General features: G+C 73.4%; 14 protein-coding genes. 5 read left to right on the top strand and 9 right to left on the bottom strand.

What is annotated here, in order from left to right; genetic code table 11:
• The first annotated feature begins 550 nt into the window (after nucleotides 1–550).
• Nucleotides 551–3,457, top strand: coding sequence for a glycoside hydrolase family 48 protein (locus ACQP0U_RS22075; protein WP_433310170.1), 2,907 nt, complete (start codon nucleotides 551–553; stop codon nucleotides 3,455–3,457).
• Between the two features lie 327 nt (nucleotides 3,458–3,784).
• Here ACQP0U_RS22075 and ACQP0U_RS22070 read toward each other — a convergent pair whose 3' ends face one another.
• On the bottom strand, nucleotides 3,785–4,393 hold the full coding sequence (locus ACQP0U_RS22070) for a DUF3159 domain-containing protein (RefSeq protein WP_433321015.1): 609 nt from the start codon (nucleotides 4,391–4,393) through the stop codon (nucleotides 3,785–3,787).
• Nucleotides 4,394–4,623: 230 nt separating this feature from the next.
• Between ACQP0U_RS22070 and ACQP0U_RS22065 the strand changes: the two genes are divergently transcribed.
• Together ACQP0U_RS22065 and ACQP0U_RS22060 are read left to right on the top strand one after the other, a co-directional pair.
• Nucleotides 4,624–5,511, top strand: a complete 888-nt coding sequence (locus ACQP0U_RS22065; protein WP_433310167.1) for a phosphatase PAP2 family protein — start codon at nucleotides 4,624–4,626, stop codon at nucleotides 5,509–5,511.
• Nucleotides 5,511–6,188 (top strand): maleylpyruvate isomerase N-terminal domain-containing protein, encoded by a 678-nt coding sequence (locus tag ACQP0U_RS22060; protein WP_433321012.1) that lies wholly within the window; start codon nucleotides 5,511–5,513, stop codon nucleotides 6,186–6,188. The genes ACQP0U_RS22065 and ACQP0U_RS22060 overlap by 1 nt, the downstream gene beginning before the upstream one ends.
• 39 nt (nucleotides 6,189–6,227) lie before the next feature.
• On the opposite strand, the gene ACQP0U_RS22055 is transcribed toward ACQP0U_RS22060, so the two are convergent.
• The gene (locus tag ACQP0U_RS22055; RefSeq protein ID WP_433310164.1) at nucleotides 6,228–7,091 is read right to left on the bottom strand and encodes a DUF1028 domain-containing protein; all 864 of its coding nucleotides are present in this window, start codon (nucleotides 7,089–7,091) and stop codon (nucleotides 6,228–6,230) included.
• A gap of 47 nt (nucleotides 7,092–7,138) precedes the next feature.
• Nucleotides 7,139–8,359 (bottom strand): low temperature requirement protein A, encoded by a 1,221-nt coding sequence (locus ACQP0U_RS22050; protein ID WP_433310162.1) that lies wholly within the window; start codon nucleotides 8,357–8,359, stop codon nucleotides 7,139–7,141.
• 153 nt (nucleotides 8,360–8,512) lie between these two features.
• Here ACQP0U_RS22050 and ACQP0U_RS22045 point away from each other — a divergent pair, with 153 nt between their 5' ends.
• Together ACQP0U_RS22045 and ACQP0U_RS22040 are read left to right on the top strand one after the other, a co-directional pair.
• Entirely contained in the window at nucleotides 8,513–9,496 is a 984-nt protein-coding gene (locus tag ACQP0U_RS22045; protein WP_433321009.1) for an LLM class F420-dependent oxidoreductase, read from the top strand.
• On the top strand, nucleotides 9,493–10,284 hold the full coding sequence (locus tag ACQP0U_RS22040; protein WP_433310159.1) for an SDR family oxidoreductase: 792 nt from the start codon (nucleotides 9,493–9,495) through the stop codon (nucleotides 10,282–10,284). The genes ACQP0U_RS22045 and ACQP0U_RS22040 overlap by 4 nt, the downstream gene beginning before the upstream one ends.
• A gap of 4 nt (nucleotides 10,285–10,288) precedes the next feature.
• Here the strand turns inward: ACQP0U_RS22040 and ACQP0U_RS22035 are convergent, their stop codons facing one another.
• From ACQP0U_RS22035 to ACQP0U_RS22010, 6 genes are all read right to left on the bottom strand, one after another.
• Nucleotides 10,289–11,092, bottom strand: coding sequence for a class I SAM-dependent methyltransferase (locus ACQP0U_RS22035; RefSeq protein ID WP_433310156.1), 804 nt, complete (start codon nucleotides 11,090–11,092; stop codon nucleotides 10,289–10,291).
• Nucleotides 11,093–11,157: 65 nt separating this feature from the next.
• Entirely contained in the window at nucleotides 11,158–13,512 is a 2,355-nt protein-coding gene (locus ACQP0U_RS22030; RefSeq protein WP_433310153.1) for a DUF3488 and transglutaminase-like domain-containing protein, read from the bottom strand.
• Entirely contained in the window at nucleotides 13,488–14,660 is a 1,173-nt protein-coding gene (locus ACQP0U_RS22025) for a DUF58 domain-containing protein (protein WP_433310151.1), read from the bottom strand. Before ACQP0U_RS22025 ends, ACQP0U_RS22030 begins: the two co-directional genes overlap by 25 nt.
• A 14-nt stretch (nucleotides 14,661–14,674) precedes the next feature.
• Nucleotides 14,675–15,670: an AAA family ATPase gene (locus ACQP0U_RS22020; protein WP_112583044.1), complete on the bottom strand. Its 996-nt coding sequence runs from the start codon at nucleotides 15,668–15,670 to the stop codon at nucleotides 14,675–14,677.
• A gap of 27 nt (nucleotides 15,671–15,697) precedes the next feature.
• Nucleotides 15,698–18,313, bottom strand: a complete 2,616-nt coding sequence (locus ACQP0U_RS22015; RefSeq protein WP_433310148.1) for a fibronectin type III domain-containing protein — start codon at nucleotides 18,311–18,313, stop codon at nucleotides 15,698–15,700.
• A gap of 195 nt (nucleotides 18,314–18,508) precedes the next feature.
• Nucleotides 18,509–19,681 carry a hypothetical protein gene (locus ACQP0U_RS22010; protein WP_433310145.1) on the bottom strand — a complete coding sequence of 391 codons (1,173 nt, stop codon included), beginning with the start codon at nucleotides 19,679–19,681 and terminating at the stop codon, nucleotides 18,509–18,511.
• Nucleotides 19,682–20,068 lie beyond the last annotated feature (387 nt).

The following is a 20,068-nucleotide window of genomic DNA, read 5'->3' as shown; positions in this document are numbered from 1 at the left end:
GCGCGGGAGCCGGGCCACGCGAGTGGCTCTGGTTCCACCTCCCTCCCTGTGGCGGGACGATGGCTGACGACGGCGTCCGGGCTGGCCCGTCGTCGGCCCTCGGTCTGGGTCCCTGGGCTCGTCAGAGACGACCCCAGCGATCTTCTTGTTGGAACCTTGTCGATGGAAGCGCTCCCATCGACCGATGTTGCGACTGTAACGCCCGTCACGCCTTTGTGAAAGCCCCAAAACGAGATCGAAACAAGGAGCTGATCCGCCGCTCCGTGCGCTTGTTGTGGGAGCGCTTCCATGGCACACTGTCGATTCGACGCGACAGGAGCCACGTCGCGTGAGTGCGGGTCCACCGAGGGCAGCCGGCAGCACCAGCTCCGGTCACGGTCACCCGATCGGCCGGCGGGACCCCCTCCCGTGCGGGCCGCACCGCCCTACCCCGGCCGGGCCCGGGGAAGACCACCTTCCCGGCGCCTCGACATCCCCGTGGACCACCACCCTCGCGGGCAGGCGCCTCGCCGGGGACCGTCCCGGCCTGGTCCGAGGAGACACCGCGCACATGAGACAACTGGCAATACGCCGCCGCGTGGCGCTCGCCGCCGCCGCGCTGCTCGCCATCGGCGGGGTGACCCTGCCTGCCGGCGCCGCGCAGGCCGCACCCGCCTGCGACGTGGTCTACGCGACCAACGACTGGAACACCGGCTTCACCGCCAACGTCACCATCAAGAACCTGGGCGACCCGATCAGCAGTTGGACGCTCAAGTGGACCTTCCCGACCAGCGGTCAGCGGGTCACCCAGGGCTGGTCGGCCAGGTACAGCCAGTCCGGTAGCGAGGTCACCGCGACAAACGAGTCGTACAACGGCAACCTTGCCACCGGGGCCTCCACCACCATCGGCTTCAACGGCGCCCACACGGGCAGCAACCCGAAGCCCACCGCGTTCACCCTCAACGGCACCCCCTGCAACGGCACCCCGGCCAACCAGCCGCCGACGGTCTCCCTCGGCCTGCCGAGCGGGCCGTTCACCGCGCCGGCCGACGTGCCGCTGACCGCCACCGCCAGCGACCCGGACGGGACGATCAGCAAGGTCGAGTTCTACCGCAACGGCCTGCTGATCAACACCGACACCTCCGCCCCGTACGCGTACACCCAGGAGGACCTGCCGGCCGGCAGCTACACCGTGCAGGCCAGGGCGTACGACAACGCCAACGGCATCGGGGTCGACGAGAAGGCCTTCACGGTCACCGCCGCCACCGGCCCGACGCTTGTCGCCACGCCGTCCGCGGTGAGCGTCGCCGAGGGTGGCACCGCCACCTTCAACCTGAAGCTCAGCGCCGCCCCGACGACAAGCGTGCCGGTCACCCTCACCCGCACCGGTGACACCGATGTCACGGTCTCGCCGACCACCGCCACGCTGACCCCGAGCAACTGGAACACCGGGGTCACCGTCACGGTCGCCGCCGCGGAGGACGCCGACACCGCAGGCGGCGCCGCCACCATCACCGCCTCCGCCACCGGTCTCGCCTCGCTGGCGGTCACCGCCACCGAGATCGACAACGACACCCCCGGCGGCGACAACGCCTACACCGCGAAGTTCCTCGAGCAGTACGGCAAGATCAAGAACTCGGGCTACTTCAGCCCCGAGGGCGTGCCGTACCACTCGGTGGAGACGCTGATCGTCGAGGCGCCCGACCACGGCCACGAGACCACGTCGGAGGCGTTCAGCTTCTGGCTCTGGCTGGAGGCCTACTACGGCAAGGTCACCCAGAATTGGGCGCCGTTCAACAACGCCTGGACGGTGATGGAAAAATATATAATTCCGAATCATTCCGACCAGCCAACTGCTGGGTCCGCGGGCACCCCGCAGTACGCCGCGGAGTACAACCTGCCCAGCCAGTACCCCTCGGCGCTGAACCCGAACGTCTCGGTCGGACAGGACCCGCTCCGCTCGGAGCTGCAGTCCACCTACGGCACCGGCGACATCTACGGCATGCACTGGCTGCTGGACGTCGACAACACCTACGGCTTCGGCCGCTGCGGCGACGGCACCAGCAAGCCGACCTACATCAACACCTTCCAGCGGGGCACCCAGGAATCGGTGTGGGAGACCGTCCCGCAGCCGTCCTGCGACACCTTCAAGCACGGCGGTCAGTACGGCTACCTCGACCTGTTCGTCAAGGACACCGGCACCCCCGCCAAGCAGTGGAAGTACACCAACGCCCCGGACGCCGACGCCCGCGCCGTGCAGGCCGCGTACTGGGCGCTGACCTGGTCCAAGGCGCAGAACAAGCAGGCCGACGTCGCGGCCACCATCACCAAGGCCGCCAAGATGGGCGACTACCTGCGGTACGCGATGTTCGACAAGTACTTCAAGAAGATCGGCAACTGCGTCGGGGCCAGCACCTGCCCCGCCGGCAGCGGCAAGGACTCGGCGCACTACCTGCTGTCCTGGTACTACGCCTGGGGCGGCGCGTACGACGCGAGCCAGAACTGGTCCTGGCGGATCGGCTCCAGCCACAACCACTTCGGCTACCAGAACCCGTTCGCGGCCTGGGCGCTGACCAACACCCCGGAGCTCAAGCCGCAGTCGTCGACGGCTGTCGCCGACTGGACCAAGAGCTTCGAGCGGCAGCTGGAGTTCTACACCTGGCTGCAGTCCGCCGAGGGCGGCATCGCCGGTGGCGCGACCAACAGCTGGGACGGCAGTTACGCCCAGCCGCCGTCGGGCACCAGCACCTTCTACGGCATGTTCTACGACGTCGACCCGGTCTACAACGACCCGCCGTCGAACCAGTGGTTCGGCATGCAGGCCTGGTCGATGCAGCGCATCGCCGAGCTGTACCTGCAGACCGGCAACGCGAAGGCCAAGGCACTGCTGGACAAGTGGGTGCCGTGGGCGATCGCCAACACCACAGTCGGCACCAACTGGTCGATCCCGTCGGACATGGCGTGGACCGGTCAGCCGACCACCTGGAACCCGTCCAGCCCGCAGCCCAACACCAACCTGCACGTCGAGGTGATCAGCAAGGGCCAGGACGTCGGTGTCACCGCCGCCTACGCCCGGACCCTGATCGCGTACGCGGCCAAGTCGGGCAACACGGCGGCGAAGGACACCGCCAAGGGGCTGCTCGACGCGCTGTCGGCCGCCAGTGACGCCAAGGGTGTCTCCACCACCGAGAAGCGTGGCGACTACCGGCGCTTCGACGACGTCTACAACGCGTCCACCGGGCAGGGCCTCTACGTCCCGTCGGGCTGGACCGGGAAGATGCCGAACGGCGACGCCATCGCCGCCGGCAAGAGCTTCCTCGACATCCGGTCCTTCTACAAGAACGACCCGGACTGGCCCAAGGTGCAGGCGTACCTGAACGGTGGCGCGGAGCCCAGCTTCAACTACCACCGCTTCTGGGCACAGGCTGACGTCGCCATGGCGTACGCCGACTACGGCAGCCTGTTCCCGAACGGCTGAGACGACCCGGGGTGGGTGGCGTGCACCGCCCACCCCGGGATCCAGCCCGGTCCGGGGAACGACGGACCCGGGCTGGCGGACGGCCTGACACCCACGGTCAGGCCGGGGTGGGCCAGCCATCTGGCCGACGCAGCGGATCGGCTGGCCCACCCCACCGCCCGGACTGAAGCTAGCCGCGAAAAAGCCCAGAAATTCGGGCCGTCGCGGGATCACACCGAGGTCCGTGACGGAGTAACGTACGTCACCGGAGAGGCCGCTCCCCCCGTGGCGGCCTCTCCACTTTTTTGCCCCGAGCCGGGCTGCTTTCTCGCCCCGCGCCCACCCGGTTCAGCGAGGCGGCGTGACCGGGTGACGCAGCCCCGGGTGCCCGGCCGGCAGCGAGCGCCGCAGCACCACCCAGCTCAGCGCCAGCGCCGCGGCGACCAGCGGCCAGGTCAGCGCCACCCGGGCCACCACCAGCGCGAGCACCTGCCCACCCAGGTAGAGCGGCACGAACACGGCGAGCCGCAGCAGGTAGGTCGCCGTCCACACCCAACTGGCCCGGCCGTACCCGCGCAGCAGCGCCGGGTCATGTCGCCACCGGGCGCGCTGGCCCAGCACCGCGCCGACCAGCACGCCGAGCAGTGGCCACCGCACCACGATGCTGACCGTCCACGCCAGAGCGCTCGCGGCGTTGGAGAGCACCTGGATCAGAAAGAAGTTCTCGGCCCGGCCGGTGCGCACCGCGATCAGCGCCGCGACGCAGACGGCCAGCAGCCCGATCAGTACCGAGCGCGGCCGGTCACCGCGACGCAGGCGTACGCCGGCCACCACCGCGCCCACGGCCAGCGCCGCGCCGACCCCGCCCCACAGCGACTCGCCGCCCAGCAGCCAGCCCGCGGCGAACGCCAGCGGGGGCAGGGTGGCGTCGATGGCACCGCGTCGCCCGCCCAGCAGATCCGTCAATGACTCGTCCCGCGCCGGCCCTCCCGGACCGGTGTCGACGCCGGCTGGCGCCGGCCCTCCCGACCCCGGATCGTCGCCCCTGCGCTGCTCCGGGCCGGGCTCGGCCGGGCCGCCGTCGCGCTTCGCTGTTCCGCTCACCACCGCCTCCTCGCCACCGGCACAACCTAACCGGCGATTGGCGGCGGGCCACCGCTCGGAGCGCCGACACCTGCCGCTACGGTGTGCGGATGCGCGCGACGGCTCGGGGTTGGACCGCGGTCTGGTTGGTCGTACTGGCCCTCGTCCAGGCGGCTGCCTTCCTCGCCGTGTGGCGGGTGGCCGTGCACTTCGAGATCGGCCAGTGGGTGGACACGGTCGCCCTCACCGGCAACCGGATCGGGCAGGACACCATCGACGGTCCGGTCGACAAGATCCTCAACGCGATGTCGGTGGTCTCGCTGCTGGCCGCCACCGCGATGATCGGGTTCATCGCGTTGATCCGGGGGCGGATCGCCCTGGCGATCACCGCGACCCTGTTGATCGCCGGAGCGAACGTCACGACCCAACTGCTCAAGTACGGGCTGAACCGGCCCGACTATGGTCTCGACCCGGAACGCGCGGCGGTCGGCAACAGCCTGCCCAGCGGGCACGCCACAGTGGCCGCCTCGGTGGCGGTCGCGCTGATGCTCGTGCTGCCGCGCAAGGTGCGGGCCGCCGGTGCGGTCATCGGTGCCGGCTACGCCGCCGTCGCCGGAGTCGCCACCCTCTCCGCCGGCTGGCACCGGCCCAGCGACGCGGTCGCCGCGTACCTGGTGGTGGGCGTCTGGGCGGCGTTGGCCGGGCTGCTCCTGCTGGTCACGCAGCGGGAGCAGGCCGAGATCGCCCCCGGCGACGCGCACCGGGTCGCGGCGCTGGTGCTCGGGGTCGGCGGTGTGCTCGCCCTGGTCGCCTGCGGGCTCTCCCTGTCCTGGCTGCTCGACCTGCGCGACACCGGCCCGGAGGAGCTGGCCCGCCGCCCCCTGTTCGTCGGGTACGCGGGCAGCGCCGCCGGGATCGCCGGCACGATGGCCGTGGTGATGGCGTTGGTGCTCACCGTCGTGCACCGGCTGGTGCCCCGGGTCAAGGGCTGATCCGTCCGGTGCAGCCGGTCCGGGCGGCGTTCTCCGCCGAGTGCGCGCGGTTCACCGAGATCCTGGCCGAGCTGCTCGACGATGATCTCAGCCGGCCCACCGACTGCCCTCCGTGGAACGTTCGGGACCTGATCGCGCACACCCGCACCGGGGTCGGCCGGCTGACCGAGATGCTCGCCGCGCCGGCCCCGCCACGCGCCGAGGTGGACGCCGCCGGCTACTTCGGCACGGCGAAGTTCACCGCCGAGGTCGACGCCGACCGGATCGCCGGTGGTCAGCGGGAGGCGCTCCGGGTGGACCGGGCGGCGCTGGCGACCGAGTTCGACCGGGCCTGGCGGGCCACCGAGGCGGCGGTCGCCGCCGCGCCGCCCGACCGGGTGGTGCGAACCCGGCACGGTGACGCGATGCTCGTCGGCGAGTTCCTGCGGACCCGGGTCGTCGAGGTGGGTGTGCACGGGTTGGATCTGGCCGCCGCGCTGGGCCGCCCCCCGTGGCTCACCCCGTCGGCGGCGGTGGTCATCGGCGACCTGCTCACCGATGGTCGACCGACACCGGCCGGGTTGGGCTGGGACCGGCTGACAGTGATCCGCAAGGCCACCGGCCGGGCGGTGCTGACCGCCCCGGAACGGGCCGCGATCGACGCCGCCGGCTTCCGGTGGCTCTCCTTCGGCCGCTGACCCGAGCTGCCCGCGCGCGGCGGCTTCCGGTGGTGGACGTCAGCTCGCGGAGCGCGGGGCGGGGACGTGCGGGGCGACACCGCGCAGGTGCGTCAGCACCACCGGGTCGATCCGCCCCGGCACCAGCCGTTCCTCCAGGTTCTCCAGCCCGGCCCAGGAGATCAACGCCGCTTCCGTGCCGTCGGCGTGCACCGGATGGCCCAGCGCGCCGAGCAACGCCGCCACCTCGGCGGCGACCGCGCCGCTCAGGTCGAGCAGGGTGGCCGGGTCGGGCCGGCCGAACAGCATGGTGTGCACCGTGAGCAGGCGACCCAGCTCGGCGACCGGGTCCGGGTGGTCGTCCATGCGCAGGTCGACCACCACGTCGCTGGTGCCGCCGTACCCGCCGCCGCGCTCGACCACCAGCAGGCCGGCGCTCTGCCGGCCTCGCCTGTCGCCGCCGGCCTCGTCGCCGGCGCGCAGCGCGGCGACCAGGCGCTCGGCGAACGGCAGCGCCGTTCCCGCCTGCCAGGCCGTACCGAGGGCGTCGACGACCTCCGGCCCGGTGAGCACATTGCCCTGCGCGGCCCAGCCGTCGCCGGTCCGCCCGCCGGCCCACGGGTGGCAGGCCGGCCCCGTCCAGCTGGCGCCCGCACCGCTGGCCCCCACGACGCCGAGCTGGCGGTGCTCCCGCTCGGGGTCGGCGGCGATCAGCCCGGCCACCACGTCGGCGGGGGCCACCCCGGTCCGTAGCAGGGTGAGGCCCTGAGGGCGGTAGGCGAGGTTGACGTGCGCCTGGGTGGCCAGCGCGCCCACCTCGGCGGCGGCGGCGGGCACCAGTGCCCCGGCGGCGAGGAACTTGCTGGCGACGGCCACGCCGTGCAGGCGGCCGTCGTCGGAGCGGGCGACGATCGAGAAGGTCACCGGCTGAGAGTAACCGGCCGGTCCGGCGTGACATCGACGCGCGAGGCTCAGAAGGGTGGCGCTGCGGCCTCCGGTGGGGCGCCGTGGGCCCGACGGGCGTCGGCCACCGCGACCGCGCCCAACACCACCACCCCGACCGCGGTGGCGACCACGCCGGGCAGGAACAGCAGCGGCACGGCCGACGCCACGAGCACGAGGAGGGCGATCCACCGGGACGGGGACACCCGCGCGAACACCTCGTACTCCAGTCGGGCCCGCCCGGCCAGGAACAGGGCCGGTCCGCCGAGCACCATGGCCAGCCACGGCCCGGGGATCCGCTCCAGCGGATGATTGATGATCAGCTCGTATCCGATCGCGGTGGCGGCGAGTCCGATCACCATCACCAGGTGGGTGTCGGCCGCCGACCGGCCGATGGTGGCGGGGTGGCGGGCCTTCATCACCGCCTCGCCCAGGATCCGCCCGGCCCGCTGCACGTAGATGCGCCACAGCATGATCGAGGTGGCCAGCGCCAGCGCGAACGCCCATACGTGCCCCGACTCGTAGGGGCCTGCGCTGTACGCGAAACCTGCCACCAGGATCGTCTCGCCCAGCGCGACGAGGAAGAACTGCTGATACCGCTCGGCCAGGTGCTCCCCGGCGATCTCCCACTTGGAGATCGTCGAACGGCCCAGGCCGGGCACCGGCCACCCGCAGCGGGCGGCCAGGTACTCGCCGACCAGAGCCGCCGACCAGAGCACTACCTGCGCGTTGGTGCTGAGCATCGCACCGCTGATCCACAGCACCCCGCTGACGGCGAAGATCACCGCCATGCGGACCTTCAACCGGCGGTACGGGTGCGGCCCGAGCGCGATCGACAGGATCACCGGCCGGGTCACCTGCGCGATGACGTACGCCACCGCGAACATCAGCGCGGTGTCGCTGAACGCGCGGGGGACCGCCACTCCCATCAGCATGCTGCACACCAGCGCGGTGATCACCACGCTCTGCAGCGGCACCCGGTACGGGTCGTATCGGCTGGTCGTCCACGCGGTGCCCTGCCAGACCGCCCAGAGCGCGAGCAGCAACAGCAGCGTCTTGCCGCTGCCGGTGATCGTCCCCCAGCCGTGCTCCCGACCCGGTTCCTGGGTCAGGTCCTCGAACGCGCGCGCGGAGATCCGGGTGAGCGCGAAGACGAACACCAGGTCGAAGAAGAGTTCCAGGAAGGTGGCCCGGCCGGGTGGGGTCGCCGCGGGGACCGGCTCCAGGTGGCCCGCTGCTCTGGAACCCATGGTCAGCGGCCTGTGCCGTCGGTCCGGTCCACTCCGCAGTCGTAGCACCTCCGTCGGAGGGCACGGCCGGAAACCGGCGATTCTGCCCAGTCCGGGGATCTTGCTCGTGCTCGCGTCAACGGGCACGATCGATCGGTGACGAATCGATGGGGCATGACGGTGCCGCTGGGCGGGATCGCGTTGGCGCACCACGACGCGGCGTACGCGGCCCTCGACCGGGCCGGGTTCACCGACGTCTGGTCGTCCGAGGTCGCCGGGACCGACGCGTTCACCCCGCTGGCGCTCGCCGCGGCCTGGCAGCCCGGGCTGCGGCTCGGCACCGCGATCACGCCGGTCTTCACCCGGGGTCCCGGGTTGTTGGCGATGAGCGCGGCGGCGCTGGCCGAGGCCGCGCCGGGCCGGTTCTCGCTCGGCATCGGCGCGTCCTCACCCGTGCTCGTGCGGGACTGGAACGCGGTGGCGTTCGACGAGCCGTTCCGCCGCACCCGCGACGTCCTGCGCTTCCTGCGTGCCGCGCTGAACGGCGAGACGGTCGACGAGGTCTACGACACGTTCGCCGTGCGCCGGTTCACGCTGGAACGACCGCCGGCGGTGCCGCCACCGATCCTGCTGGCCGCGCTGCGCCCGGGGATGCTGCGGCTGGCGGGCGCGGAGGCCGACGGGGTGATCCTCAACTGGCTCAGCGCCGACGACGTGCCGCGTGCCCTCGCCGAGGTGGGCGAGCGTCGCGCCGGCTTCGAGGTCGCCGCCCGGATCTTCGTGTGCCCCACCGAGGACACCGCGTACGCCCGGGCGCTGGGCCGCCGGCTCATCACCAGCTACCTCACCGTCCCGGCGTACGCCGAGTTCCACCGCTGGCTCGGCCGCGACGAGACGCTCGCGCCCATGTGGGCGGCCTGGGCCGCCGGTGACCGGCGCGGCGCCAGCGCGGCGGTGCCCGACGAGGTGGTCGACGCCCTGGTGCTGCACGGCACGCCGGAGCGGTGCCGTGCCGAGGTGCGCCGCTACGCCGACAACGGTGTGGACGTGCCGATCCTCGCGCTGCTGCCCACCCCCGAGGTCTCCGCCGGTGGCACGACCGCGCTGCTGAGCCTCATCGCCCGGTTGGGCACCAACCTGGTGGAGGCGTCCGCGTGAACCTCACCGACCGGATCGTGGTGGTCACCGGCGGGGCCGGCGGCATCGGCGCGGCGCTGTCGCGCCGGTTCGCCGCCGAGGGGGCCGCCGCCGTGGTCGTCGCCGACCTGGACGCCGACGCGGCCCGCGCGGTGGCCGAGGGCATCGGCCCGGTCGCGCACGCCTGCGCCCTCGACGTCACCGACGAGGAGCAGGTCCGCGCGCTGGTCGCCGACACCGAGCAGCGGTACGGCCGGATCGACCTGTTCTGCGCCAACGCGGGGGTGACCACCGGCGGGGGAGTGGAGGTCGACGACGCCGGTTGGGACCGGGCGTGGCGGGTCAACGTGCTCGCCCACGTCTACTCGGCCCGCGCGGTGGTGCCCGGCATGCTCGCCCGGGGTGGCGGGCACCTGCTGCACACCTGCTCGGCGGCGGGTGTGCTGACCGCGGTGGGTGACGCCGCCTATACGGCGACGAAGCACGCCTCGGTGGGGTTCGCGGAGTGGCTGGCCATCACCTACCGGGACCGGGGCATCCGGGTCAGCGCGCTCTGCCCGCAGGGGGTGGACACCCCGATGCTCGCCGACGGGCTTGCCGATGCTCACCTCGGCGCTAGGGTGGTCGCCGCGTCCGGTGCGGTGCTCACCCCGGACCAGGTCGCCGACGCGGCCGTTGCCGGGCTGGCCGAGGAGCGTTTCCTGATCCTGCCGCACCCGGAGGTCGCCGACTACGCGCGCCGCCGCGCCGAGGACCCGGACGGTTGGCAGGCCGGGATGCGCAAACTGATCCGCCGGTTGACTGCCTGATCCGTTACCGCACCGGGACGCGCCCGGCGGCCAGGAGGTGGGCACTGGAACTGATCAGCGCCGGCTCGCTGCTGTAGAGCCGGGCGAGGTCCACTGCTGCGGCGAAGACCGTGTCCTGCGCCGGCCCGTTCGCCGCGGCCTCCGCTGCCGTCCAGGCCGGGCCTTCCACCCCGTGTACGACGACATCGGTCAGTCCTGCGGCCCGGCACTCGTCGGTGATCTCCTCGGCCCGGTGGAAGTAGGCGTGGGTGAAGCCGATCTGCGGGTCGTTGACGCCGTCGCTCAGCAGCGCCCTGGCCTCGTCGAGCAGTCTCTCGTCGAGTCGGCCGGTGGCCGCGAAGTCCAGCGGGCCGGCGAAGCGGGAGATGACGGCGGCCACGACGAGACCGCCGGGGCGGGTGACCCGGATGGCCTCGCGTAGCGCCTGGAGCCGGTCGGGACGGTGTACCAGGTGGTAGAGCGGGCCCAGGAGCAGTACGGCGTCGTAGTCGTCGTCGGCGTCGGGAAGCGCACGCGCGTCGGCCACCCGCGCCTCGACCGGCGGGTGCCCGTTGGCGGCCTGTGTGACGTGGTGCGGCACCAGGTCGACGAGGCGGACCTGGTAGCCGGCGGCGACGAGGGCCCGCGCGTACTCGCCGGTGCCTCCGCCGATGTCCAGCACGCGGGCACCCGGACCGGGCAGCAGATCCCGCAGGAGCTGCATGGTGCGGATCCACTCCAGGCGCGCCTGCGGTCTGCCGGTGAGCCGCTGGTCCTCGCGGTAGTGCTGCGTGTAGTAGTCGACGATGTCGTTCGAATGCTGGTCCACGCTCTGATGGTCACCAATGTGTGGTGCGCGGGCCAACGGATTTCGCCCGTCGGGCTGGCCCCTGCTCAGCGGCGGGCGCGGCGCAGGGGAGACGGGTGCACGGACCAGAGCAGGCGCCGCCACCAGGGTCGGGCGGCGCGCAGGGTGGCCACGTAGGCGGTGGCCACCTCGGCGGCCCGAGCCGCCTGGTCGGGCGTCGCGGCGGCGGGGGCGAAGCCCACCTGATTGAGCAGGACGGCCAGCTCGTCCACGGCCGGGCCGGACGCGTCTGCCTGCGCCGTGCCGCCGGTGTCCGGGCCGGCGGTCGTGTCGTCGCCGGTCGTGCCGGCTCGGGCGTCGGAGAGGGTCTGGCGGGCATGGCCGGCGATCTCGGTGGCGGCCAGGTCGCCGCCGACCGGTTTCCCGGCCAGCAGGAGCGCGTCGGTGACCTCCCGCCACGCGCCGGCGATGCGCTGACCGGGGTCGCCGCGCACGAGCCGGCTGCGCGTGAGAGAGCGGCGCATCGCCAAGAGGGTGAGCAGGAGCGCCCCCACCACCAGCAGCAGCCCGCCGCTGCCGCCGGCGACCAGCACCGGCGTGGAGAACCCGTCCTTGCCGGGCGGGGCGTCGGCGGCGGCCACCGGCTCCGGTGATGCGCTCGGCTCCGCGGTCGGTGCGGGCGCCTCCGACGGCGGCGGGTCCTCCGGCGTCGGGCGGAAGTCCTCCTCCACCGGTCGCGGCTCGTCGTTGGGGCGGGGCATCGGGTCGAACGCCACCCAGCCCAGCCCGTCGAAGAGCACCTCCGGCCAGGCGTACGCGTCACCGGCCAGGACCGGCCCCTGCCCGCTGGTCCGGAAGCCCACCACCACCCGCGTGGGTAGCCCGGAGAGCCGGCCGAGGACCGCGAACGCCGCCGCGAACTGCTCGGAGGTGCCCTCCTGCCCGCCGCCGTTGCGGGGCCCGAACAGGAAGAAACCCAGATTCGGGTACGCGTGCCCGCTCGGCGCGTCCGCCACCACCCGGTAGTGCTCGGCGAGGAACTGCTCGATCGCTGACGCCCGCGCGAACGGCGCGCCGTTCTCCTCGGCGAGCTGCGCGGACAGCCGGCGCATCGGGTCGGGCACCCCGTCCGCTACCCGCAGCACCCGGGCCACCTCATCGCCAGCGGGCACGTTCGCGGTGGCCAACAGGTTGTTGTCCGGGCGTTCCTCGGCGGAGGTCACCGCGTACCGCAGCCCCGGCGTGAGCCCCTCCGGCCGGATCAGCGTCCCGCTCGCCGGGTCGTACGCCACCCGCGCTCCGCTGACCTCCCGGGGCGTCGCCACGGCGGGCAGCAGCCGACCGCTCAACTCGGCCACGCTGATCTGCTGCCGGACCGTCTGCAGGGTGCTGTCCCGGGCCGGCGTCGCGGCCGGCAGGATCCGCCCGGCGTTGCGGTACGTCGCGCCGACCCGCCAGGTCACCCCGTCGTAGTCGCTGAGCACCGCCAACCGGATCCGCACACTGCGCGCGGTCTCCGCCGCCGCGTCGTTCTCCGGCGGGGCGTCGACGGGTGGTGCGTCGGGGCGTTCCGTGCTCACGTCGAGGAGCTTCTGCTCCGGGTGCAGCGCCCACCCGGAGATCCGGATCAGCGGGTTCTCGTCGAGGGTCTGCACCTGCGGCGGCTCCACGTACCGGCGTGGGTCCACCGGCCGGCCGTCGACCTGCTCGGCGACGACAGGGCCGAGCAACGCGACCAACCCGACCACCACTGCCACCCCGAGCGCCGCGCTGGTGGCCAGCCGCAGCCGCACCGCCGCGCGCACCCCGGGGGTCAGCTCGGCGGTCGGATCGCCGCCGCCCGGTGCGGTGCGGGCGGGGGTGGCCAGGCCGAGGGCCGCGACCGCGACGAACGCCAGCGTCGCCCCGACCGCCGGTTCGGCGTTCGGGCCGACCACGTAGAGGGCGGCGGCGTAGAGCCCCGCCGCGGGCAGGTACCCCAGCAGCACCCTGCCCGTGCGTAGCGCCACCTCCGCGCCGGTCAGCCCGGCCAGCCAGGCGGCGACGACCGGCACCAGCACCGTGTCCGGTGTGGGCTCCACCGGGATCATCGCGGTGAGCAGCCGGGGGATGCCGTTGCGGGCGGCGTCCGCGGTGACCTCCAGCAGACCGCCCGGCAGCTCGGCGCGGGTGGCGGCCAGTCGCAGCGACCACAGTGTCCAGCCGGCCATGACGGCGACCGACACCGGCGCCACCAGCCAGGATGGCAGCCGCCGGGCGGCCACGCTGACCAGCACCGAACCCGCCGCCGCGCCGATGACCAGCCAGGTCAGCAGGCTGCCTGCGTACACCCGGCCGAGGACCACCCCGGCGAGCGCCGTCAGCCCGATCAGCGCCAGCGGCAGGACCGCCGCCCGCAGCACCCGCACGGCGCCCGTCACCACCTGCGTACCCCGTCCCACTCGGCGGCGAACTGCGCGCCGTCCGCCGCGTCGACGACCACCAGGCCGGCGGTGCCCGGCGGCGTCGGCTCGGCCGCGCCGAACACCCCGACCACCACCGACGGGTACGCCCCGCGCAGCGCGCCGACGTGCCCCAGCTCGTCGCGGCCACCCGGCCCGGTCAGGAAGATCAGCGTGTCACCGAGCCGGTCCTGGCGCAGCCGGGTGGTGGCCGCCCGCACCGCGCCACCGTCGGCGGACAGGTCGGCGGCGGCGAGGCGGTCCAGCGGCCCGAGCGCGCCGTCGGCCCCGCCGTCGGGCGTCGTCACCTCGGTTGGCTCCGCGGCGGCCACCAGCAGCAGCACCGGCAGGTCGGCGCGGTGCGCGGCGGTGACGATCGACGCCGCCGCCTCACAGGCCGACTCGAACGACTCCGCCACCCCGCCGACCCGCTGGGGATGCGCGGCCGCGCGGTTGTCGAGCAGGACGACCAGGCGTGGCAGGCTGGTGTCCACGTTCTCCCGCACCATCAGCTCACCCACCCGGGCGCTGGTGCGCCAGTGCACCCGGCGCAGCTCGTCGCCGACCACGTACTCCCGCAGCGAGTCGAACGTGATCGACCCGTGCGGGACGCCGTCCACCCGGCCGTCGAGGCTGCGCCCCGCGCCTCGGGGCACCGCCGTCAGCGGGTGGATGCGGGGGTGCACCCAGACCGGCACCGCCGCACCGTACGGGCGGGCCAGCGCCACCAACCCCAGCGGGTCGCGCCGGGTCACCCGCAGTGGACCGACAGGCACCACCCCACGGCGGTGGGTCGGCACGTCGTAGCGGACCTCGGTGTCGCGCCCGGGCCGCAGGCGTAGCACCGGCACCGGCACCGTCCGTTCGCCGCACCGGTCCTCGGCCAGCAGGTTCGCCGAGCGCAGCCGGCCGGTGTTGCGCACTGTCAACGTCATGCTCGCCGGCTCGCCGCGCGCCACCCGGTCCGGGTCCGCGCGGCGGGTCACCGTCAGCCGGGGCCGCCAGGCCGCGACCAGCGCGGCGTAGCCGACGGCCGCGCCGCCCGCCGCGCCGAGCAACGTCAACTCGGGGTACGCGAACCGGAAACCCGCGCCCAGCAGCAGGACGGCGGCGACGAGCAGCCCGATTCCACGGGCGGTGATCCCCATCGCGGTGCTGCCGGTCAGCCCTGCACCGGAGCGGGTTGCCCCGACGGCAGTGGCACCGGCACCGAGGCGACGGCCTGGCGCAGCACCTCCGCGGGGGTCATCCCGCGCACCTGGGCGTCCGGGGTGAGTAGCAGCCGGTGCGCGAACACCGCCTCGACGAGTGCCTTCAGATCCTCCGGCATGATCCAGCCCCGCCCGTCGATCAGCGCGTACGCGCACGCGGCGCGGGTCAACGCGATCACGCCCCGGGGGCTGACCCCGACGCGGACTTGAGGGTGGGTGCGGGTGGCCGCGGCCAGCCGGACCGCGTACGCGTAGAGCGGCTCGGCGATGTGCACCCGGCGGGCCATCCGGACCATCTCCCCGACGGTGGCGGTGTCGGTGACCGGGGCGAGCGCCTCGGGGGACCGTACTGTCGCACCGCGCAGCACCTCGACCTCGACCGCCTCGTCCGGGTACCCGACGGAGAGCTTCACCAGGAACCGGTCCAGCTGCGCTTCGGGCAGCCGGTAGGTGCCGTCCATCTCCACCGGGTTCTGCGTGGCGACAACCAGGAACGGCGACGGCACCGGGTGCCGGACTCCGTCCACGGTGACAGTTCGTTCCTCCATCACCTCCAGCAGCGCGGACTGGGTCTTCGGCGACGCCCGGTTGATCTCGTCGGCGATGACGATGTTGGCGAAGACCGGCCCCGGGTGGAACTCGAAGTCCCGGGTCGCCTGGTTGAAGATCGTCACGCCGGACACGTCCGAGGGGAGCAGGTCGGGCGTGAATTGGATGCGTCGCCACTCACCCTTGACCGTGGCGGCGATGGCCCGTGCCAGGGTCGTCTTACCGACCCCGGGCACGTCCTCCAGCAGCACGTGACCCTGGGCGAAGAGCGCGGTCAGCGCCAGCCGCACCACCTGCGGCTTGCCGAGCACCACGGCGTTGACGTTCTCGGCCAGCCGGGCGGCCAGGGCGGCGAAGCCCTGCACCTCCGGCTGGGTGAGCGGCTCGTGGGTGTTCACGGTCGGTGGTGCTCCTCGCCTGGTGTTTCAGCAGGTGGGCAGGACGTTGATGGTGTCGCCGCCCTCCAGGTTGAGCCAGGCCCAGGGAATGTAGTTCTTCCCCTCGTAGCTGACCTGCACCCACCAGGTGCTGCGCTTCTCGTTGTTGTAGATGTAGGCGTAGACCTCTTCGCCCGACTTCTTGCAGTACGCCTGCAGACGGGTGCCGGGCTTTGCCCAACCCACCTGCTTGTCGTTGTCCTGCCGGGCGACCGAGAAGATCTCGTTGCCGTTGCGGCCTGCCCGGTCCCGATCACAGTAGGTCGACTCGGGCCCGGACGCGCCGTTGCGGCAGGTCGCGATCCCGTACAGCGGCTGCGTGGCCTGCGCCTTCGTCGCGGTGCCCTTGCCGGCGGCGTTGGTGGCGGTCACCGTGAACGTGTAGTTGGTGCCCGGTGTCAGGCCCGTCATCGTGATGCTGGAACACGCCCCGGCCTTCGCCGGCTCACCCGCCGTGGTCACCGCGCAGGTCGCCTGACCGCCACCGGCGTCCACTGTGAACGTGACAGTCGCCCCGGTGGCCGTCGACGACGAGCCGGTCACCGTGACCCGTGGCTCGGCCACCGTGCGGGCGGTGGCGGTGGCCTCCGGGCCGGGCCCCGCCTCGTTGACCGCCTTCACCTTCACCGTGACGTTCTGGCCGTTGCCCAGCCCGGTGACGGTCGTGCGGTTGCCGGTCACCTCGCTGACCCGCCCACCGACGTCCACCAGGTACTTCGTCACCGGCCGACCGTTGGCCTCGGCCGGCGCCCACTGCACCGTCACCGCCCCCGGCTGGCTGGCGACAGTGCCGGCGCGCAGGTCGAGCGGCCGACCGGGTGCCGCGAAAGGCACCACCGTGTTGCTGACCGGCGACGCCGCCGACCCGGCGCCCTTGCTGTTGACCGCCACCACCGTGAACGCGTACTGGGTGCCGAACTCCAACTCACCGGCGGGCACCACCAGCTCGGTCTTGGTCGACTCGCCGGCCGGCGCGTTCGTCCCCGCCGAACTGGCCGTCACCGCGTACCTCGCGATGGTGTTGCCCTGCCCGTTCGCCGCCGGCCACTTGACGAGGACCGTGCCGTCGGGCCGTTCCTGCGCGGTGACGCTCGCCGGCGGGTCGGGCACCGCAGCGGTCGGCGTCACCGGGTTGCTGGAGCGCGGCGGCCCGTCGCCCTTGGCGTTGACCGCGTGCACCGCGAACCGGTACGTCTCGCCGTTGGTCAGACCCTTGACCTCCACCGCACGCTGGTTCGCGCCCACCTCCAGGCGTTGCCCGGCGCCCTCCACCACGTACTTGATGATCTCAGCGCCGTTCGCGGCGGCCGGACGCCAACTCACCCGCGCCTCGGCGTTGCCGGCGGCGGCGGTGACGCTGCGCGGCGCGCTCGGCTTGCCCACCCGCGGCTTTTTCGGCGGAGGCGGCGGCGGGGGAACCGGCGGCGGGTCGCCACCGAGCACGTCGTTGGCGTACTTGTTGACCTCGCGCACCTGGTGCTTGTCGTCCACCACCCGGGCGGTCGCCGAGTCGGGGGAGTTGATGAACAGGTGGTTCTCCCGGACCTCCAGCTCCAGCGGCCCGTTGGCCCGCCCACGGATGGTCTCGACAAGCTGACCGGCCGCGTCGAAGGAGTAGATGGTGCCGGTGGCCTCGTCGGCGCAGTAGAACCGGTTAGCCCAGGCCACCGCCGGGCTGAGCCGATCCCCCTCACCCGGCACGGTGAACGCGTTCTCCTGCCCACCGTCACCCACCAGCAGCACCCGCCGGTCGGCGGTCACCGTGACCGGCACCCGGGGGCCGCTGGTGCGCGCGGGCAGCGCCGCCGGCCCGGACAGCGTCAGCGGCGTCGGGTGCACCTCACCGTGCTGCACCCGCACCAGCTTCCCGGCCGTCCGGTCGAGCACCGCCACCCCGTCGTCCAGGGTGGAAACCACCAGCTCGTGGCTGGCGTCGGCGACGTCGTACGACTCGACCCGCTGCGGGCTGAGCCCGGCACTGGCCGTTGCCGGCGCGGACGGCAGCTTGGCGGCGGTGATCGCCGAGACGGTGCCCTCGCTGGGCACCGCGATCCAGAGTCGACCCTTACCGTCGAAGGTGCCGCCGGTGATGCCCGGCGGGTAGCGCACCGGCTCACCGACCGGGGTCAACGATCGCGGGTCGAGCTGGCGGACGATGCCCTGCACGGCGTCGACGACGAACGCCGCGTCCTCGTGCAGGGCCACACTCACGCCCAGCCCGGGGGTGGTGCGGGTGGTCGCGCTCAGCTGGAGGGTGGCCAGGTCCAGGGAGCTGACCTGCCCCGTCTGCAGGTCCCGCAGGAGCAGCAGCCGGTCGGTCTGGGTGATCAGCATCGGATGCTGCCGGGCGCCGGGGATCTCGGTGCGGGTGTCCACCCGGGCGGTCAGCCCGTTGACCCGGGCCAGCTCGCTGCGCGCCGTGCTCCACAGCCAGGAACTCGCGTCGTAGTTGGCCACCGCGTTGTCCGCCGCGCCCAACCCGAGGACGGTCAACCCCATGGCGGCCAGCAGCGCGGCCACCGTGCCGACGGTCACCAGCCCGCCGCGCAGCCGGGACCGGGAGCGGGGAGCCTCGGTCGGTACGGCGTCGTCGATGCTGGCCACAGCCGGCTGCCTCCCCTGAGTCGTGGCAGGTGGCGCGCCTCGCGGCGACCCCTCCCCTGAGCCGGGTGCCATCATATGGCGCTGGTGGTGGCGGGGGAACCCGCACCGTCACCCCTGTGGATACCGAGCGTGTGCGGTGTGGACATCCAGCTCAGCCCAGTTCGCGCTCGACTCGGTCCGGGTTTCCGGGTCAGCTCAGCGCGGCGACGGTCGGTCGGAGGGCTCCCCGCTCGACGTGGCATTGCGCTCCCGCGCGGTGCAGACCTGCCCCGAAGTCGCAAAGCTGTCAGTGGAGTAGACCGCCAACACGGTGAAACAGTGATCCACTCGGGAGTTCAACCCGTTGACCGTGTAGCTCGTCTTGCCCGGGTCCACGGTGGCCATCACGCCCAGCGCCTGCCCGGCCCGCCCGGCGGCGACCATGAACGGCACCGCCCCGCCGGTCGGGTCCGTCCAGGTCAACGTGATCGTGGTCGAGTCGTCCCGCAGCGTCAGGTCACCCGGCGGCGGCCCGTCGGCCGTCGGCGCCGCCGCCGTCGGCGCGGTCCCGGCCGGCGGCGGGTCGTCGCGAGTCAGCATCACCGCGCCCAGGCCGGCCACCGCCACGACGGCCACCCCGGCCGCCACGACCGCGCCGATCAGCGTCGCCCGGTTGCGGCCCGCCGGCCCACCCTCATCGGCGTACGCCGGCCGGTACGCGTCCGGCATCGGTTGGTATTGCTGACCCGGGTACGGCGCGTGGTGCTGGTCCTGAGTGGGGTACGGCGTCTGGGGTGGCTGGTGGTGGTACTGCTGGACCGGTGGCGGTGCCAGCGCCGGGTCGACGCCCGGTGACCAGGCTGGCTGGGCGACGGGGCTCGGCGGGGCGGTGCTGTGACCTGCCTGAGCGATGCTCGGGTCTTCCTGTGCGGCGGTGAAGGTCGCCGGAGCGGGGGCGGGGTTCGCCTGGGCGGCCGTCGGGGTGGGCTGGGCGGTGGCGGGCCAGCCCGGGACGGCCTCACCGCCGGTCGGGCCGCCCTGCGACGGCACGGCCGGCAACACCACGGTCTGGTCGGACAGGACGCTACGGGCCTGCTGAGTCGGCACCGCCGGGGAATCGAGGATGCCCAGCCCGGAGTCACCCTCCGCGTCGGTGCCGCCCGTGTCCATCATGGTCTGCCCGGCGGTGCCGGCCTGCGCAGCCGTAGTGGTCGGCCCACCGGCCACGGCCTGCGCAGCCGTCGTGGTCTGCCCGGCGGTGCCGGCCTGCGCAGCCGTAGTGGTCGGCCCACCGGCCACGGCCTGCGCAGCCGTCGTGGTCCGCTCGGCGGTCACGGCCTGCGCAGCCGTCGTGGTCCGCTCGGCGGTCACGGCCTGCCCAGCCGCCACGGCCTGCGCATCCGTCGTGGTCTGCGAGGGCGTCGTGGTCTGGGCGGGGGAGTCAGCGCCTGGAGTTGGCAGGGGCTGGGGTGGGGCGCTGCTGCTCCAGGGCGGTGCGGTCAAACCCCAGGGGGGAACGGGCGTTGCGCTCACCGGAGGCGCGGAGACGGGCAGTCCGTAGGGCGGCCCCGACACAGGCGGCCCGAAGCCAGGCGGTGCGGACACCGGGTAGGTGTGCCCTGGTGGTGCGGAGACGGGTTGGGCGTAGCCGGGTGGTGCGGACACCGGGTAGGTGTGCCCTGGTGGTGCGGAGACGGGTTGGGCGTAGCCGGGCGGTCCGGAGACGGGTGGGCCGTAGCCGGGTGGAGCGGAGACCGGGTATGGGTGAGCTGGTGG

Source organism: Micromonospora sp. CA-269861, from assembly GCF_050948505.1.
Lineage (GTDB): Bacteria > Actinomycetota > Actinomycetes > Mycobacteriales > Micromonosporaceae > Micromonospora.
The sequence above is the reverse complement of the archived record's forward strand: the minus strand, read 5'-3'. Positions and strand labels throughout refer to the sequence as shown.

Coding starts and splice junctions, on each gene's coding strand:
- ACQP0U_RS22075 (WP_433310170.1), top strand. CDS start 551: ATGAGACAACTGGCAATACGCCGCCGCGTGGCGCTCGCCGCCGCCGCG.
- ACQP0U_RS22050 (WP_433310162.1), bottom strand. CDS start 8,359: ATGGGTTCCAGAGCAGCGGGCCACCTGGAGCCGGTCCCCGCGGCGACC.
- ACQP0U_RS22045 (WP_433321009.1), top strand. CDS start 8,513: ATGACGGTGCCGCTGGGCGGGATCGCGTTGGCGCACCACGACGCGGCG.
- ACQP0U_RS22025 (WP_433310151.1), bottom strand. CDS start 14,660: ATGGGGATCACCGCCCGTGGAATCGGGCTGCTCGTCGCCGCCGTCCTG.